This window comes from Pseudomonas sp. ChxA, from assembly GCF_030263855.1.
GTDB classification, from domain to species: Bacteria; Pseudomonadota; Gammaproteobacteria; order Pseudomonadales; family Pseudomonadaceae; genus Aquipseudomonas; species Aquipseudomonas fluorescens_CB.
In genome coordinates this window covers 5327470-5344439 of sequence record NZ_JARPMK010000001.1, presented here as the reverse complement: position 1 = coordinate 5344439, position 16970 = coordinate 5327470, and the positions used below count along the sequence as shown (strand labels likewise).

The 16970-nt window shown below is 60.2% G+C and carries 14 protein-coding genes; 11 read left to right on the top strand and 3 right to left on the bottom strand.

All coding sequences use genetic code 11. The annotated features are described in order from the left end of the window. Nucleotides 1–48: 48 nt before the first annotated feature. From mupP to P5706_RS23915, 3 genes are all read right to left on the bottom strand, one after another. A complete protein-coding gene (mupP, locus tag P5706_RS23925) occupies nt 49–720 on the bottom strand; it encodes an N-acetylmuramic acid 6-phosphate phosphatase MupP (protein ID WP_200433275.1) in 672 nt (223 codons plus the stop codon). Between the two features lie 4 nt (nt 721–724). Further along, nucleotides 725–1423, bottom strand: coding sequence for a bifunctional 2-polyprenyl-6-hydroxyphenol methylase/3-demethylubiquinol 3-O-methyltransferase UbiG (gene ubiG / locus P5706_RS23920; RefSeq protein ID WP_285682182.1), 699 nt, complete (start codon nt 1421–1423; stop codon nt 725–727). 64 nt (nt 1424–1487) lie between these two features. After that, nucleotides 1488–2819 carry a TRZ/ATZ family hydrolase gene (locus P5706_RS23915; RefSeq protein WP_285682180.1) on the bottom strand — a complete coding sequence of 444 codons (1332 nt, stop codon included), beginning with the start codon at nt 2817–2819 and terminating at the stop codon, nt 1488–1490. 109 nt (nt 2820–2928) lie between these two features. On the opposite strand from P5706_RS23915, the gene mtnA reads away from it, so the two are divergent. The 11 genes from mtnA (at nt 2929) to P5706_RS23860 (ending at nt 16517) form a co-directional block, all read left to right on the top strand. After that, nucleotides 2929–3999, top strand: coding sequence for an S-methyl-5-thioribose-1-phosphate isomerase (mtnA, locus tag P5706_RS23910; RefSeq protein WP_200433273.1), 1071 nt, complete (start codon nt 2929–2931; stop codon nt 3997–3999). 424 nt (nt 4000–4423) lie between these two features. Then, nucleotides 4424–7087 carry a DNA gyrase subunit A gene (gyrA, locus tag P5706_RS23905; RefSeq protein WP_200433272.1) on the top strand — a complete coding sequence of 888 codons (2664 nt, stop codon included), beginning with the start codon at nt 4424–4426 and terminating at the stop codon, nt 7085–7087. A 246-nt stretch (nt 7088–7333) separates the two neighbouring features. Continuing rightward, nucleotides 7334–8419, top strand: coding sequence for a 3-phosphoserine/phosphohydroxythreonine transaminase (serC, locus tag P5706_RS23900; RefSeq protein ID WP_285682177.1), 1086 nt, complete (start codon nt 7334–7336; stop codon nt 8417–8419). After that, entirely contained in the window at nt 8419–9513 is a 1095-nt protein-coding gene (gene pheA, locus P5706_RS23895; protein ID WP_003172650.1) for a prephenate dehydratase, read from the top strand. The genes serC and pheA overlap by 1 nt, the downstream gene beginning before the upstream one ends. A gap of 9 nt (nt 9514–9522) precedes the next feature. Then, entirely contained in the window at nt 9523–10635 is a 1113-nt protein-coding gene (gene hisC / locus P5706_RS23890; protein ID WP_138449030.1) for a histidinol-phosphate transaminase, read from the top strand. A gap of 28 nt (nt 10636–10663) precedes the next feature. Continuing rightward, complete coding sequence (locus tag P5706_RS23885; protein WP_285682816.1) at nt 10664–12874, top strand: bifunctional prephenate dehydrogenase/3-phosphoshikimate 1-carboxyvinyltransferase; 2211 nt, start codon at nt 10664–10666, stop codon at nt 12872–12874. Next, the gene (cmk, locus tag P5706_RS23880; protein WP_016971485.1) at nt 12871–13560 is read left to right on the top strand and encodes a (d)CMP kinase; all 690 of its coding nucleotides are present in this window, start codon (nt 12871–12873) and stop codon (nt 13558–13560) included. The genes P5706_RS23885 and cmk overlap by 4 nt, the downstream gene beginning before the upstream one ends. Before the next feature lie 120 nt (nt 13561–13680). Beyond that, complete coding sequence (gene rpsA / locus P5706_RS23875) at nt 13681–15375, top strand: 30S ribosomal protein S1 (RefSeq protein WP_200433269.1); 1695 nt, start codon at nt 13681–13683, stop codon at nt 15373–15375. Nucleotides 15376–15536: 161 nt separating this feature from the next. Continuing rightward, the gene (locus tag P5706_RS23870) at nt 15537–15821 is read left to right on the top strand and encodes a hypothetical protein (RefSeq protein ID WP_285682172.1); all 285 of its coding nucleotides are present in this window, start codon (nt 15537–15539) and stop codon (nt 15819–15821) included. Between the two features lie 132 nt (nt 15822–15953). Then, complete coding sequence (ihfB, locus tag P5706_RS23865) at nt 15954–16250, top strand: integration host factor subunit beta (protein WP_003218804.1); 297 nt, start codon at nt 15954–15956, stop codon at nt 16248–16250. 24 nt (nt 16251–16274) lie between these two features. Continuing rightward, nucleotides 16275–16517, top strand: a complete 243-nt coding sequence (locus P5706_RS23860) for a LapA family protein (RefSeq protein ID WP_285682170.1) — start codon at nt 16275–16277, stop codon at nt 16515–16517. Nucleotides 16518–16970 lie beyond the last annotated feature (453 nt).

Genomic DNA, 16970 nt, shown 5'->3' with positions numbered 1-16970 from the left:
CAAGCCAGCTCCCACAGTGATCTCAGTGCTAGTGAGTGCCTTGCACAATCAGCAACTGCACAGTGCGTTATCGAGCACCTTGCGCAGTTCCAGCGGATGGTCCACCACCACGTCGGCGCCCCAGTTGCGTGGGTTGTCGTCCGGGTGGATGTAGCCGAAGGTGACCGCTGCGGTGCGGGTGCCGGCGTCACGGCCAGACTCGATATCGCGCAGGTCATCGCCCACGAACAACACGCTGGCCGGGTCCAGGTCGAGCATCTTGCACGCCAGAATCAGCGGCTCGGGGTCTGGCTTGCTGTTCTTCACGTGGTCCGGGCAGATCAGCAGCGCCGAACGCTCGGCCAGGCCCAGTTGCTGCATGATCGGTTCGGCAAAACGCAACGGTTTGTTGGTGACCACGCCCCAGACCAGTTTGGATTTCTCGATGTCTTCCAGTAACTCGGCCATGCCGTCGAACAGTTTGCTGTGGATTGCGCAGCCCTTGAGATAGCGCTCCAGGAACTCCAGGCGCAACGCTTCAAAGCCAGGCGATTCGGGGTCCATCGAGAAGGTCACGGCAACCATCGCCCGCGCACCGCCGGAAATTTCATCGCGGATATGCTGGGGGTTGATCGGCTCCAGGCCTCGGTCGGCGCGCATGGCCTGGCAGATGGCGATAAAGTCCGGGGCGGTGTCCAGCAAAGTGCCGTCCATGTCGAAGAGAACTGCTCGCAACTTCACAGGCTTACTCCTCGCGCAGGGTCTGGATCATGTAGTTGACGTCAACGTCGCTCGCCAGCTTGTAGTGCTTGGTCAGCGGGTTGTAGGTCAGGCCAATGATGTCTTTGACAGTCAGCCCCGCCTGACGGCTCCAGGTGCCCAGCTCGCTTGGGCGGATGAATTTCTTGAAGTCGTGAGTGCCGCGCGGCAGCAGCTTCATGATGTATTCGGCGCCGATGATCGCGAACAGGTAGGCCTTGGGGTTGCGGTTGATGGTGGAGAAGAACACCTGGCCGCCTGGCTTGACCATACGGAAGCAGGCGCGGATCACCGAGGACGGGTCTGGCACGTGCTCGAGCATCTCAAGGCAAGTGACCACGTCGAACTGCTCAGGCATCTCTTCGGCCAGGGCTTCGGCGGTGATCTGGCGGTATTCGACGCTCACGCCGGATTCCAGCTGGTGCAGTTGGGCCACGGCCAGCGGTGCCTCGCCCATGTCGATGCCCATCACGGTAGCGCCGCGCTGGGCCATGGCTTCGCTGAGGATGCCGCCGCCGCAACCGACGTCCAGCACCTTCTTGCCCGCCAGGTTGACGCGCTCGTCAATCCAGTTGACGCGCAGCGGGTTGATGTCGTGCAGCGGTTTGAACTCGCTTTCGCGGTCCCACCAGCGGTGGGCCAGGGCTTCAAACTTGGCGATTTCGGCGTGGTCGACGTTGCTCATGGTGAATCCTCTAAATCTGATAAATCGGTTATTCAGTCCTGAACGGCGCGGTTCAAGACCTTCGTTATTCGCTGTGCCCGCTGATCCGTTGGCCCCAGGCGATGGCCGTGGCGGTCAACTGTTGTTCATCCATGCGGGTCAATCGCCGGTCGTCGAGCAACTGCTTGCCGGCGACCCAAAGGTGTTTCACACACTCGCGTCCGGTGGCATATATAAGCGTTGAGACCGGGTCGTAGATCGGTTGTTGCGCCAGCCCCGAAAGATCGAAGGCGACGATATCCGCCGCCTTGCCGACTTCGAGCGAGCCAATCTCGCTGTCCAGGCCCATGGCACGTGCCCCGTTGAGCGTAGCCATGCGCAGGGCGCGATGGGCGTCCAGGGCAGTGGCCGAGCCCGCGACAGCCTTGGCCAGCATCGCCGCCGTGCGGGTTTCGCCCAACAGGTCGAGGTCATTGTTGCTGGCCGCGCCGTCGGTGCCGATGGCCACGTTCACGCCAGCCTGCCACAGACGCTCTACCGGGCAAAAGCCGCTGGCCAGTTTCAGGTTCGATTCCGGGCAATGGATGACGCTGGTGTTGCTTTCTACCAGCAAAGCCAGGTCGTCCTCGCTGATTTGGGTCATATGAACGGCCTGGAAGCGTGGGCCGAGCAGGCCCAGGCGGCCCAGGCGCGCCAACGGACGTTCGCCGGTCTTGTCCACGGCTTGTTGCACTTCGAAGGCGGTTTCGTGCACATGCATATGGATGGCGGCGTCCAGTTCTTCGGCGATCACGCGGATTTTTTCCAGGTTCTCATCGCTTACAGTGTAGGGCGCGTGGGGGCCGAAGGTGATCTTGATGCGTGGGTGGTGCTTGAGGTCGCCGAACAGCTCCACGCCCTGGCGAATCGCCTCATCGGCGCTGCTGGCGCCGGGAATCGGGAAGTCGAGGATCGGCAGCGCGATCTGCGCGCGCATGCCGCTGTTGTGTACGCAGTCGCTGGCGACCTTGGGGTAGAAGTACATGTCCGAGAAGCAGGTGATGCCGCCCTTGAGCTGTTCGGCGATGGCCAGGTCGGTGCCGTCGCGCACGAAGGCTTCATCGACCCATTTGGCTTCGGCGGGCCAGATGTGTTTTTCCAGCCAGGTCATCAGCGGCAGATCGTCGGCCAGGCCGCGAAACAGGCTCATCGCCGCGTGGCCGTGGGCGTTGATCAAGCCGGGGCTGAGCAGCATGCCCGGCAGCTCGCGCACTTCGTTGGCCGCAAGCTTCAAGGCCGCCGCCCGTGGCCCGATAAACGCAATGCGCCCGTCACGGATGCCCAGGCCGTGCTCCTTGAGCACCACGCCAGCGGGTTCGACAGGTACCAGCCAGGTTGGCAGCAGCAATAAGTCGAGCGGGGCGGCAGTGGAGGTCATCGCAGGCTTCTTCCCAGGCAGCTATAAAAGAAGGGCGAAGTATACCCGAGCGTCCTGGCTGGCGGATCGCTATAATCGGCGGCTTTTGTTCATGAGTGCGGGGTAAGGGATGCGCGACCGACTGTTAGCTGCAGAGAAAGTGAAGGCCATTGATTGGCGTGATGGCGCACTGCACCTGCTCGATCAGCGTGCCTTGCCCTCACGGGAAACCTGGGTGGCCTGCACTACGGTGGCTGACGTCGCCCAGGCCATTCGCACTATGACCGTGCGTGGCGCGCCGGCCATCGGCATCAGTGCCGCCTACGGCCTGGTGCTGGCCGCCCGCGAGCGGATCGCCGAGGGCGGTGACTGGCAGGCGGCATGGGAAGAAGACTACGCGTTGCTGGCCGATAGCCGTCCGACCGCCGCGAACCTGTTTTGGGCCTTGAAGCGCATGCGTGACCGCCTCGATCGGGTCAAAAAGCACGCCGACCCGCTGGCGGTGCTGGAAGCAGAAGCCATTGCGATCCATGAAAGCGACCGCGAAGCCAACCTGGTCATGGCCCAATTGGGCCTCGACCGTATCCGCAAGCACCAGGGCAACGCCCAGGCGATCCTCACCCATGGCAATGCGGGCGCCCTGGCCACCGGCGGCGTGGGCACGGCCCTTGGGGTAATCCGCGCGGCGTTCCTGGAGGGTTTGGTCGAACATGTCTACGTCAATGAAACCCGCCCCTGGCTGCAAGGTTCGCGGCTGACCGCGTGGGAGCTGGCGGGTGATGGCATCCCGGCCACGGTCAATGCTGACTCGGCCGGTGCGCATATCCTCAAGACCAAAGGCGTGACCTGGGTCGTGGTCGGCGCCGACTGCATTGCGGCCAATGGTGATGTGATCGGCCCGATCGGCACTTATCAATTGGCGGTGTGTGCCATGCACCACGGCGTGCGTTTTATGGTGGTGGCGCCCAGTTCGACGCTCGATTTGATGCTGGCCACTGGTGAGGATGTCAGCCTGGAGGAGCGCGATGCGGCGGAGTTGCTGGAGGTGGGCGGTCAGCGGCTGGAGGTTGCGGCGTTTAATCCGGTCTTCGATGTGACGCCGGCGGACCTGATCGATGTGATCGTGACCGAAAAAGGCATCGTCGAACGGCCTGATACCGCCAAGCTGGCCAGGTTGATGTGCCGTAAGCGCCTGCATTGAGGGCTTTGGTGGCTGTTGGATCGCTATCGCAGGCAAGCCAGCTCCCACCTTTGTTTTGTGAATACATTCAAAATGTGGGAGCGGGCTTGCTCGCGATTGGCCCTGTAAGTCAATAAAACCCTTGGATCCACCCTCAAAAAACACCACCCACCCCGCTCTGAGCCTCTCTCGTCCCCCTCAAGCCTGTCATCCGTCAAATTACTAGCCTCCATGCGCATCAGGGGGATAGGTGCGTGGCGGCGATTGTGATAACATCCGGCGGTTTCCAGGGCAGCCCCGAGGGGTTGCCCATAACGTGCAGATCCGTGTCATAACTCGTTGATTTGTCGTAAGTCGTTGTCAGGCACTCTGCCGGCAGCGGCGAGCTTCGTTCGTCCCATATGGATGTGACGAGGTTTCACCCGAAAAAGGAATCAGGCTTCTCATGGGCGAACTGGCCAAAGAAATCCTCCCGGTCAATATCGAAGACGAGCTGAAACAGTCCTACCTCGACTACGCGATGAGCGTAATTGTCGGGCGGGCACTGCCTGATGCGCGCGATGGCTTGAAGCCCGTGCACCGGCGTGTGCTGTTCGCGATGAGCGAGCTGGGTAACGACTGGAACAAGCCGTACAAGAAATCTGCCCGTGTTGTCGGTGACGTGATCGGTAAGTATCACCCTCACGGCGACACTGCGGTGTACGACACCATCGTTCGGATGGCCCAGCCGTTTTCCCTGCGCTACCTGCTGGTAGACGGCCAGGGCAACTTCGGTTCGGTCGACGGCGACAACGCTGCGGCCATGCGATACACCGAAGTGCGCATGACCAAGCTGGCGCACGAGCTGCTGGCCGACCTGCACAAAGAAACCGTGGACTGGGTGCCGAACTACGACGGCACCGAGATGATCCCGGCCGTCATGCCGACCCGTATTCCCAACCTGCTGGTCAACGGCTCCAGCGGTATCGCCGTGGGCATGGCCACCAACATCCCGCCACACAACCTCGGTGAAGTCATCGACGGTTGCCTGGCCCTCATCGACAATCCTGAGCTGACCGTCGACGAGCTGATGCAATACATCCCCGGTCCGGACTTCCCGACCGCCGCGATCATCAACGGTCGCGCCGGCATCATCGAAGCCTACCGCACCGGTCGTGGCCGCATTTATATGCGCGCCCGCTCGATGATCGAAGACATCGACAAGGTCGGTGGCCGCCAGCAGATCGTTATCACCGAACTGCCTTACCAGTTGAACAAGGCGCGTCTGATCGAGAAGATCGCCGAGCTGGTTAAAGAGAAAAAGCTCGAAGGCATCACCGAACTGCGCGACGAGTCTGACAAAGACGGTATGCGCGTGGTGATCGAGCTGCGTCGTGGCGAAGTGCCTGAGGTGATCCTCAACAACCTCTACGCCCAGACCCAGCTGCAAAGCGTGTTTGGTATCAACGTAGTGGCCCTGATCGACGGCCGCCCGCGCATCCTGAACCTCAAGGACCTGCTCGAAGCCTTCGTGCGTCACCGCCGCGAAGTGGTCACCCGCCGCACCGTGTTCGAACTGCGCAAGGCCCGCGAGCGCGGCCACATCCTGGAAGGCCAGGCGGTAGCGCTGTCGAACATCGACCCGGTGATCGCGCTGATCAAGGCTTCGCCGACGCCGTCGGAAGCCAAGGAAGCCCTGATCAAGATGCCGTGGGAATCCAGCGCCGTCGTGGCGATGGTTGAACGTGCCGGTGCCGATTCGTGCCGCCCGGAGACCCTGGACCCGCAATACGGCCTGCGTGACGGCAAGTACTTCCTGTCGCCGGAACAGGCCCAGGCCATTCTGGAGCTGCGTTTGCACCGCCTGACCGGCCTGGAGCACGAGAAACTGCTGGCCGAGTACCAGGAGATTCTCAACCAGATCGGCGAGCTGATCCGCATCCTCAACAGCGCTGTGCGCCTGATGGAAGTGATCCGCGAAGAGCTGGAAGTGATCCGCGCCGAATACGGCGACGTGCGCCGCACCGAGATCCTCGATGCGCGCCTCGACCTGACCCTGGGTGACATGATCCCGGAAGAAGAGCGTGTGGTGACCATCTCCCACGGTGGCTACGCCAAGACCCAGCCATTGGCTGCGTACCAGGCTCAGCGTCGTGGCGGTAAAGGTAAATCGGCTACCGGCGTGAAGGATGAGGACTACATCGCTCACCTGCTGGTTGCCAACAGCCACACCACGCTGTTGCTGTTCTCCAGCAAAGGCAAGGTGTATTGGCTCAAGACCTACGAGATTCCGGAAGCCTCCCGCGCTGCCCGTGGTCGTCCGTTGGTCAACCTGCTGCCGCTGGACAGTGATGAATACATCACCACCATGCTGCCGGTCGAGGAATACACCGAAGGTCACTTCATCTTCATGGCCACCGCCAAAGGCACCGTGAAGAAGACTCCGCTGGAATCCTTCAGTCGCCAGCGCAGCGTGGGCCTTATCGCCCTGGAGCTGGACGAAGGCGACGTACTGATCTCTGCGGCCATCACCGACGGCGAGCGTGAAGTCATGCTGTTCTCCGACGGCGGCAAAGTGACACGCTTCAAGGAATCCGACGTTCGCGCCATGGGCCGTACCGCCCGCGGTGTGCGCGGCATGCGTCTGCCGGAAGGGCAGAAGCTGATTTCGATGCTGATCCCGGAAGAAGGCAGCCAGATCCTTACCGCTTCGGCGCGTGGGTATGGCAAGCGGACCGCCATCAGCGAGTTCCCCGAGTACAAGCGTGGCGGCCAGGGCGTTATTGCCATGGTCAGCAACGACCGCAACGGCCGTCTGGTTGGCGCAGTGCAGGTGCTTGATGGTGAGGAGATCATGCTGATTTCCGACCAGGGCACTCTGGTGCGTACCCGTGTGGCTGAAGTGTCGAGCCTGGGCCGTAACACCCAGGGCGTGACGCTGATCAAGCTGGCCAGCGACGAAACGCTGGTAGGCCTGGAGCGCGTCCAGGAGCCATCGGAAGTCGAAGGCGAAGAGCTGGAAGGCGAAGAAGGTGCGGTATTCGATGGCGAGGTGATCGCAGCAGGCGATGACAACGTCGACGAGCCAACCCTCGATGCTGCCGCAGACGAAGAAGAACCGCAGGAATAAGCGGACACACAGGGGGCGGATGAAGATTCGCCCCCTTGTTGTTTGTGTCCCCTTTGAAATACAGGTCTTTAGTCTGGCTTCGATCCCTGTGGGAGCTGGCTTGCCTGCGATAGCATCACCGCGGTATCACTGCAACTACCGAGGTGCCTGTATCGCAGGCAAGCCAGCTCCCACAAGGGCTCGCTCCAGCGCAAGGCCGTTGCCGAACATGATTGCAGCCCCAACCAGATCAGAGTGAGATTGGATGTGAGCAAGAGAGCCTATAACTTCTGTGCCGGTCCCGCGGCGCTTCCTGAAGCAGTCCTGCAGCGTGCGCAGGGTGAACTCCTCGACTGGCATGGAAAAGGCCTCTCCGTGATGGAAATGAGCCATCGCAGCGATGAGTTTGTGTCCATCGCCACCAAGGCCGAGCAGGATCTGCGCTACTTGCTGGACATCCCATCCAACTACAAAGTGCTGTTCCTGCAAGGCGGCGCGAGTCAGCAGTTTGCTCAGATTCCGCTGAACCTGTTGCCGGAAGACGGCACTGCCGACTACATCGACACCGGTATCTGGGGCCAGAAAGCGATTGAAGAGGCTTCGCGCTACGGTCACGTCAACGTGGCCGGCACCGCCAAGCCTTACGACTACTTCGCCATTCCCGGTCAGAACGAGTGGAAGCTGTCCAAAGACGCGGCCTACGTTCACTACGTGGCCAACGAAACCATCGGCGGCCTGGAGTTCGACTGGGTGCCGCAAGTGGGCGACGTGCCGTTGGTGTGCGACATGTCTTCGGACATCCTCTCGCGCCCGATCGATGTGTCCAAGTACGGCATGATCTACGCCGGTGCGCAGAAAAACATCGGCCCGAGCGGCATCCTGGTCAACATCATCCGCGAAGACCTGCTGGGCCGCGCGCGTTCGCTGTGCCCGACCATGCTCAACTACAAGGTCGCGGCCGATAATGGCTCGATGTACAACACGCCACCGGCGTTCGCCTGGTATCTGTCGGGCCTGGTGTTCGAGTGGCTGAAAGAGCAGGGCGGTGTTGCCGCCATGGGCAAGCTCAACGAAGAGAAGAAGCGCACCCTGTACGACTTCATCGACGCCAGCGGCCTGTACAGCAACCCGATCAACCTCACCGACCGCTCGTGGATGAACGTGCCGTTCCGTCTGGCCGATGACCGCCTGGACAAGCCATTCCTGGCCGGTGCCGACGCGCGCGGCCTGCTGAACCTCAAGGGCCACCGTTCGGTCGGTGGCATGCGCGCCTCCATCTACAACGCTGTCGACATCCACGCGATCAACGCGCTGGTTGCCTACATGGCAGAGTTCGAAAAGGAACACGGCTAATGTCTGAGCAAGAACTCAAGGCCCTGCGTGTACGCATCGACAGCCTGGACGAGAAAGTCCTGGAGCTGATCAGTGAGCGTGCGCGCTGCGCCCAGGAAGTCGCCCGCGTGAAGATGGCGTCCCTGGCCGAAGGCGAAGTGCCGGTGTTCTACCGGCCTGAGCGTGAAGCCCAGGTACTCAAGCGTGTGATGGAACGCAATAAAGGCCCGTTGGGCAACGAAGAGATGGCGCGGTTGTTCCGTGAAATCATGTCGTCGTGCCTGGCGCTGGAGCAGCCGCTGAAAGTGGCATACCTCGGCCCGGAAGGCACCTTCACCCAAGCGGCGGCCATGAAGCACTTCGGCCACGCGGTGATCAGCAAGCCGATGGCGGCCATCGACGAAGTGTTCCGTGAAGTGGCGGCCGGTGCGGTGAATTTTGGCGTAGTGCCGGTGGAAAACTCCACCGAAGGCGCGGTCAACCACACGCTGGACAGCTTCCTTGAGCACGACATGGTGATCTGCGGCGAAGTTGAGCTGCGTATCCACCACCACCTGTTGGTGGGCGAGAACACCAAGACCGACAGCATCAGCCGTATCTACTCGCATGCCCAATCGCTGGCCCAGTGCCGCAAGTGGTTGGACGCGCATTACCCGAATGTCGAGCGCGTGGCGGTGTCCAGCAACGCCGAAGCGGCCAAGCGGGTCAAGGGTGAGTGGAATTCGGCGGCTATCGCCGGTGACATGGCTGCGGGCCTGTATGGCCTGACGCGCCTGGCCGAAAAAATCGAAGACCGCCCGGACAACTCCACGCGCTTCTTGATGATCGGCAGCCAGGAAGTGCCGCCCACTGGCGACGACAAGACCTCGATCATCGTCTCCATGAGCAACAAGCCTGGCGCGCTGCACGAGCTGCTGGTGCCGTTCCACGATAACGGGATTGACCTGACGCGAATTGAAACTCGCCCTTCGCGCAGCGGTAAATGGACTTATGTGTTCTTTATCGACTTCATCGGCCACCACCGCGACCCACTGGTCAAAGGTGTGCTGGAGAAAATCAGTCAGGAAGCCGTGGCACTCAAGGTGCTGGGCTCTTACCCGAAAGCGGTTTTGTGAGGCTTTAACATGAGTGGCAACTTCCTCGCCCTGGCTCAGCCGGGCGTGCAACAACTGTCGCCTTACGTTCCAGGCAAGCCTGTGGACGAGCTGGCGCGTGAGTTGAACCTGGACCCGTCGAAGATCGTAAAGCTGGCCAGTAACGAAAACCCGTTGGGCCCAAGCCCCAAGGTGTTGGCGGCCATTCGTGAAGAATTGACCGAGCTGACCCGCTACCCGGACGGTAATGGCTTCGCCCTCAAGTCGTTGCTGGCGGAAAACTGCCGCGTCGAGCTGAACCAGGTGACGTTGGGCAACGGTTCCAACGACATTCTTGAGCTGGTCGGCCGTGCTTACCTGGCGCCAGGCCTGAATGCGGTGTTCAGTGAGCACGCGTTCGCCGTTTACCCGATCGTGACCCAGGCTGTGGGGGCTGACGCCCGCGTCATTCCTGCCAAGGATTGGGGCCATGACCTGCCGGCCATGCTGGCGGCCATCGACGCGCAAACCCGCGTGGTGTTTATCGCCAATCCGAACAACCCGACCGGTACCTGGTTTGACGCCCAGGCGCTGAACGACTTCCTGCAGGATGTGCCCGAGCACGTGCTGGTGGTGCTGGACGAAGCCTACATCGAGTACGCCGAAGGCAGCGACCTGCCGGACGGCCTGGACTTCCTGGCGGCTTACCCGAACCTGCTGGTGTCGCGCACCTTCTCCAAGGCCTACGGCCTGGCATCGCTGCGCGTGGGTTACGGCTTGTCCACCGCGGTGGTTGCCGATGTGCTCAACCGTGTGCGCCAGCCGTTCAACGTCAACAGCCTGGCGTTGGCGGCGGCGTGTGCGGCGGTCAAGGATGCCGAGTACCTGGAAGAAGGCCGTCGCATCAACGAGAGTGGCATGCTGCAGCTGCAAGAAGGTTTCCGTGAGCTGGGCCTGGGCTGGATTCCTTCCAAGGGCAACTTCATTTGTGTGGACCTCGGCCAGGTCGCCGCACCGGTGTTCCAGGGCCTGCTGCGTGAGGGCGTGATCGTGCGCCCGGTGGCCAACTACGGCATGCCGAACCACCTGCGTATCACCATTGGCTTGCCGGCTGAAAACAGCCGCTTCCTGGAGGCGTTGGCCAAGGTTCTGGCTCGTGGTTGATGTCACTGCATTGCAACCTGCTGTGCCTATGATCGGTCGCCTGGTGGTGGTCGGCCTGGGGTTGATCGGTGGCTCCTTCGCCAAAGGCCTGCGTGAAAGCGGGCTGTGTGGCGAGGTGGTCGGTGTGGACCTGGACCCGCAATCGCGCAAGCTGGCGGTGGAGCTGGGTGTGGTGGACCGCTGTGAGGCAGACCTGGCGCTGGCGTGCCAGGGCGCGGATGTGATCCAGCTCGCCGTGCCGATTCTGGCGATGGAGAAGTTGCTGGCCTTGCTGGCGGGCATGGACCTTGGCCAGGCGATCCTCACGGACGTCGGCAGTGCCAAAGGCAATGTGGTGCGCGCTGCCAAACTCGCCTTTGGCGGCATGCCGGCGCGTTTTGTGCCGGGCCATCCGATTGCCGGTTCCGAGCAGAGCGGCGTCGAGGCGTCCAATGCGCAGTTGTTCCGTCGCCATAAGGTGATTCTGACGCCGCTTGAGCAGACCGATCCGGCGGCCTTGGCGGTGGTGGATCGCCTGTGGCGCGAGTTGGGCGCGGATGTCGAGCACATGCAGGTTGAGCGCCACGACGAAGTGTTGGCGGCGACCAGCCATTTGCCGCACTTGCTGGCCTTTGGCTTGGTGGATTCTCTGGCCAAGCGCAACGAAAACCTTGAGATTTTCCGTTACGCCGCCGGCGGCTTTCGCGATTTCACGCGGATTGCCGGCAGTGACCCGGTGATGTGGCACGACATCTTCCTCGCCAATCGCGAAGCCGTGTTGCGCACCCTGGACACCTTCCGCAGTGACCTCGACGCCTTGCGCGATGCGGTGGATGCGGGGGATGGCCATCAATTATTGGGCGTGTTCACCCGTGCGCGGGTGGCGCGTGAGCATTTCAGCAAGATCCTGGCGCGCCGGGCCTACATGGAAACCGCTGTGAACGCCGATGAGCAGACCTTTCTCGCCAACCCGGGTGGCCGCTTGAGCGGGCAGATCCGGGTGCCGGGCGACAAGTCGATCTCCCATCGCTCGATCATGCTGGGCTCATTGGCCGACGGCGTGACCGAAGTCGAAGGTTTCCTCGAAGGCGAAGATGCCCTGGCAACCCTGCAGGCGTTTCGTGACATGGGCGTGGTCATTGAAGGGCCGCACCATGGGCGCGTGACGATCCATGGTGTGGGTTTGCACGGTTTGCAGCCGGCGCCGGGGCCGATCTACCTGGGTAACTCCGGCACGTCGGTGCGTTTGCTCTGCGGGTTGCTCGCGGCGCAACGCTTTGACAGCGTGTTGACCGGTGATGCGTCGCTGTCCAAGCGCCCGATGAGCCGCGTGGCCAAGCCGCTGCGGGAAATGGGTGCAGTGATCGAGACCGGGCCGGACGGGCGCCCGCCGCTGACGATTCACGGTGGTCAGGCGCTCAAGGGCCTGGATTATTCGATGCCGATGGCCAGTGCACAGGTTAAATCCTGCCTATTGCTGGCCGGATTGTATGCCGAGGGCAAGACCTCAGTGACCGAGCCTGCGCCAACCCGTGACCATACCGAGCGGATGTTGCGCGGCTTTGGTTATCCGGTTGGCGTGGTGGGGGCTACAGCGTCTGTTGAGTCGGGCCACGCATTGACGGCGACCCATATAGAAGTGCCGGGGGATATTTCCTCTTCGGCGTTCTTCCTGGTGGCGGCTTCGATTGCCGAAGGCTCCGAGTTGTTGCTGGAGCACGTAGGCGTCAACCCGACGCGCACCGGCGTGATCGATATCCTGCGGCTGATGGGTGCGGATATCAGCCTGGAAAACCCGCGTAAAGTGGGTGGTGAGCCGGTTGCCGACCTGCGCGTGCGCGCCGCTGAGTTAAAAGGCATCGAGATTCCTGAGGCCCTGGTGCCGCTGGCGATCGACGAATTCCCGGTGTTGTTCGTGGCGGCGGCCTGTGCCAAAGGGCGCACCGTGCTGCGTGGCGCCGAAGAACTGCGGGTCAAGGAGTCCGACCGCATCCAGGTCATGGCCGACGGTCTGCTGGCCCTCGGCGTGAAGTGTGAACCGACATCTGATGGGATTATCATTGACGGCGGCCCAATGGGCGGTGGCGAAGTGCAATCTCATGGTGATCACCGCATCGCCATGGCCTTCAGCGTGGCTTCCCTACGGGCGACGGCGCCGATTCGTATCCGTGACTGCGCCAACGTAGCTACATCTTTTCCGAACTTTCTTACACTGTGTGCCCACGTCGGCATCCGTGTTGCCCAAGAGGCTCAATTGTGAATATCAAAGCACCGGTGATTACCATCGACGGGCCAAGCGGCTCGGGCAAAGGCACGATCGCCGGCATTCTGGCCAAGCGCCTGGGCTGGTGCCTGCTGGACTCCGGCGCGCTATACCGCCTGCTGGCCTTTGCCGCACGCAACCATGGCGTCGACCTGACCAACGAAGAATCCCTGAAGCTGCTGGCGGCGCACCTTGATGTGCAGTTCGTCGGCGCGACGGAAGGTCACCCGCAGCGCATCATCCTCGAAGGTGATGACGTGACCGATGATCTGCGCAACGAACAAGTCGGCTCCTGGGCCTCCCAGGTTGCCGCGCTGCCGGCCGTGCGCGACGCATTGCTGCAGCGCCAGCGGGCGTTTCAGGAGCCGCCGGGCCTGGTCGCTGATGGCCGTGACATGGGTACGGTGGTATTTCCCGACGCGCCGCTGAAGATTTTCCTGACCGCCAGCGCCGAGGAGCGTGCTCGCCGCCGTTACTTGCAGTTGAAGGGCAAAGTCGATGGTGTTAGTCTGTCGAGTCTGCTAGATGAGATCCGTGCACGCGATGAGCGTGATACCCAGCGTGCGGTAGCCCCGCTAAAGCCGGCGGCTGACGCCATACAGCTGGATTCCACGGAGTTGTCCATCGAGCAGGTGCTGGAACGCATCTTGAGTGAAATCGCCATTCGCGATATCGCCGGGTGATCAAGAAGGCCGCAGGGGACCAGTCATAGTCCTGCGGTGGCTTCTTTTAACTGAAACTGACCCACACCGTCTGGGGTGTGGAGATGGGCGTATTCTTCGCCCTTATCAACAGGAATTAAAATGAGCGAAAGCTTTGCGGAACTCTTTGAAGAAAGCCTAAAAACCCTGAACCTTCAGGCAGGCTCCATCATCACCGGTGTTATCGTTGATATCGATTACCAAGCTCGCTGGGTAACCGTTCACGCTGGTCTGAAGTCTGAAGCTCTGATCCCGCTGGAACAGTTCTACAACGATGCTGGCGATCTGACTATCAATGTCGGTGACGAAGTTCACGTTGCTCTGGACTCGGTTGAAGACGGTTTCGGTGAAACCAAGCTGTCCCGTGAAAAAGCCAAGCGCGCTGAATGCTGGATTGTTCTCGAAGCAGCCTTCGCAGCTGAAGAAGTGGTCAAGGGCGTTATCAACGGTAAGGTTAAAGGCGGCTTCACTGTCGACGTTAACGGCATCCGTGCGTTCCTGCCAGGTTCTTTGGTCGACGTTCGTCCTGTGCGCGACACCACGCACCTGGAAGGCAAAGAACTCGAATTCAAGGTCATCAAACTCGACCAGAAGCGCAACAACGTTGTCGTTTCCCGTCGCAGCGTCCTGGAAGCAGAGAACTCCGCCGAGCGTGAAGCTCTGCTGGAATCCCTGCAGGAAGGCCAACAAGTCAAAGGTATCGTCAAGAACCTCACCGATTACGGCGCATTCGTCGATCTGGGTGGCGTCGATGGCCTGCTGCACATTACCGACATGGCTTGGAAGCGTATCAAGCATCCTTCCGAAATCGTCAACGTTGGCGACGAGATCGATGTCAAGGTTCTGAAGTACGATCGTGAGCGTAACCGCGTTTCCCTGGGCTTGAAGCAGCTGGGCGAAGATCCATGGGTTGCTATCAAAGCTCGTTACCCAGAAAGCACTCGCGTAACCGCGCGTGTTACCAACCTGACCGACTACGGCTGCTTCGCAGAGCTGGAAGAAGGCGTGGAAGGCCTGGTACACGTTTCCGAAATGGACTGGACCAACAAAAACATCCACCCTTCGAAAGTCGTACAAGTCGGCGACGAAGTGGAAGTTATGGTTCTGGACATCGACGAAGAGCGTCGTCGTATCTCCCTGGGCATCAAGCAGTGCAAATCTAACCCATGGGAAGATTTCTCTGGCCAGTTCAACAAGGGCGATAAAATCTCCGGCACCATCAAGTCGATCACCGATTTCGGTATCTTCATTGGTCTGGACGGCGGCATCGACGGCCTGGTTCACCTGTCCGACATCTCCTGGAACGAAGTCGGCGAAGAAGCTGTTCGTCGTTTCAAGAAGGGCGACGAGCTGGACACCGTTATCCTGTCGGTTGACCCAGAGCGCGAGCGTATCTCCCTGGGTATCAAGCAACTGGAAAGCGATCCGTTCTCTGAATACGTTCAGGACAACGACAAAGGCGCAATCGTTAAAGGCATCGTGAAAGAAGTTGACGCTAAAGGCGCCATCATCGTTCTGGCCGACGATATCGAAGCGACTCTGAAAGCCTCCGAAATCAGCCGTGACCGCGTTGAAGATGCGCGTAACGTTCTGAAAGAAGGCCAGGAAGTAGAAGCCAAGATCATCAGCGTTGACCGCAAGAGCCGCGTAATCCAGCTCTCCATCAAGTCGAAAGACGATGCTGAAGAGAAAGAAGCAATCCAGAGCCTGCGCGACAAGCCAGCTACCTCTGAAATTGCTGCTGGTCCTACCACTCTGGGCGACCTGCTGCGTGCACAAATGGAAAAGCAGAACTAAGTTCTGTCAGACCATAGAAAAAGGGCGACTTCGGTCGCCCTTTTTTGTGCCTGAAATTCGTTGAATCAACAAGTTAGAACCAAGGTGTGCGGCCCAGTGTCAGAGCTGGCTATAGTTCTTAACACAGGCTCCGCCGTGTTGTTGTTTCAATAAGGATTTGAATGAACAGGCTCATCGTATTATTCGCAGTGGCGCTGCTTGCAGGCTGCACCGCCACCAGCGCCATAACCCACGCCAAGCGCGGCGTCAGCGGCATCGAGATCGATTGCTCGGGGCTTGGCAGCAACTGGGGCAAGTGTGAGAAGCGTGCCGCCCGTGAGTGCAAGATGCAGGGCTATAAGGTCATCACTCGTTCCAGTGACGCCAAGGACGAGGAGGGCGACTACCTGTTCGGCTGGAACCCTGCTGGCGCTGTCACTCGCACCATGCTGGTGATCTGTAAATGAGCGGGTCAAGCATGTGTAGCGGGTTCCCAAGGGCGCCGCAGATAAGTTGGCAGGTGGGCTGTTCAAATTCACCAAGTCATGCTAAAACCTTCGAAGCGCTTTTCCTAGCTGCTTGAAAAAGAAGGGAAAAATATGACGAAGTCGGAGTTGATCGAACGAATTGTCACCCATCAAGGGCTGCTTTCATCCAAGGATGTAGAGCTGGCTATCAAGACTATGCTTGAACAGATGTCCCAGTGCCTCGCTACCGGGGACCGCATTGAGATCCGTGGTTTCGGCAGTTTCTCCCTGCACTACCGCGCACCGCGCGTAGGTCGCAACCCGAAAACCGGGCAATCCGTGAGCCTTGACGGTAAGTTTGTGCCTCACTTCAAGCCGGGCAAGGAATTGCGCGATCGTGTGAACGAAGACGAGGAAGAAGGCGTCTGAGTCTTTTTGAGGTAGGAGTAAATTATGCGTGGGGTTAAGCGCGTTGTTCTGGTCTTATCGGTGCTGATTGTCGCGCTGGTGGTTTTGGGCTTTGTGCTGGAAAACCAGCAGGCGGTCTCTGTTTCATTCCTGGGCTGGTCCACCATGCAGATGCCGGCATCTGTGTTCATGGTGCTGTCCTTGATCGTAGGGATGGTTATCGGCCCTGTACTAGGCGTGCTGTTGCGCGTTAACGGTCGGCGTCGGTCGAAGCCGTCAGAGCGTTAGTCCTTCTGTTCGTATCTACACCCATCATGCGGGCCTCGCCCCAAGTGATATGTGAAGGGTGTAGTTTGATGCCTATATTTTCAAACTCCTTGTATGGCAACCACGCAGTTCCCTTCTAGAGCGGATGCTTATGGCATTTAGCAGCTTTTGCACGATGCTTATACCTGTGCATAATCGATCCTTCCAAGTGCGCAATTCTTGATGATGGCACCTTGATGCTGCGCGGAACAGGTTAAACCCTGTCTAGCGGGTCTTGCTGTCCATCTACCAGGCGTTTCTTTGCACATTAGGCATGGATAGTCTGAATCGCCTGCTACACTCTCACCCTTCTGCCTAGTTAACCGAAAGTCATGCTGGCTGCAGCAGCATGGACTGAAGGGTACAATTGCGCTGCAAGTCGGAAATAGCTTTTCAAGGAGTAGGTTGTTAAGCCGTTGAGCGGGTTTTTGTACG

Bases quoted from the DNA above. Each gene is read 5' to 3' on its own strand.
- mtnA (WP_200433273.1), top strand. From the start codon at position 2,929: ATGCGCGACCGACTGTTAGCTGCAGAGAAAGTGAAGGCCATTGATTGG.
- P5706_RS23870 (WP_285682172.1), top strand. From the start codon at position 15,537: ATGAACAGGCTCATCGTATTATTCGCAGTGGCGCTGCTTGCAGGCTGC.
- pheA (WP_003172650.1), top strand. From the start codon at position 8,419: ATGTCTGAGCAAGAACTCAAGGCCCTGCGTGTACGCATCGACAGCCTG.
- hisC (WP_138449030.1), top strand. From the start codon at position 9,523: ATGAGTGGCAACTTCCTCGCCCTGGCTCAGCCGGGCGTGCAACAACTG.
- ubiG (WP_285682182.1), bottom strand. From the start codon at position 1,423: ATGAGCAACGTCGACCACGCCGAAATCGCCAAGTTTGAAGCCCTGGCC.
- rpsA (WP_200433269.1), top strand. From the start codon at position 13,681: ATGAGCGAAAGCTTTGCGGAACTCTTTGAAGAAAGCCTAAAAACCCTG.
- P5706_RS23915 (WP_285682180.1), bottom strand. From the start codon at position 2,819: ATGACCTCCACTGCCGCCCCGCTCGACTTATTGCTGCTGCCAACCTGG.
- P5706_RS23860 (WP_285682170.1), top strand. From the start codon at position 16,275: ATGCGTGGGGTTAAGCGCGTTGTTCTGGTCTTATCGGTGCTGATTGTC.
- gyrA (WP_200433272.1), top strand. From the start codon at position 4,424: ATGGGCGAACTGGCCAAAGAAATCCTCCCGGTCAATATCGAAGACGAG.
- ihfB (WP_003218804.1), top strand. From the start codon at position 15,954: ATGACGAAGTCGGAGTTGATCGAACGAATTGTCACCCATCAAGGGCTG.
- P5706_RS23885 (WP_285682816.1), top strand. From the start codon at position 10,664: ATGATCGGTCGCCTGGTGGTGGTCGGCCTGGGGTTGATCGGTGGCTCC.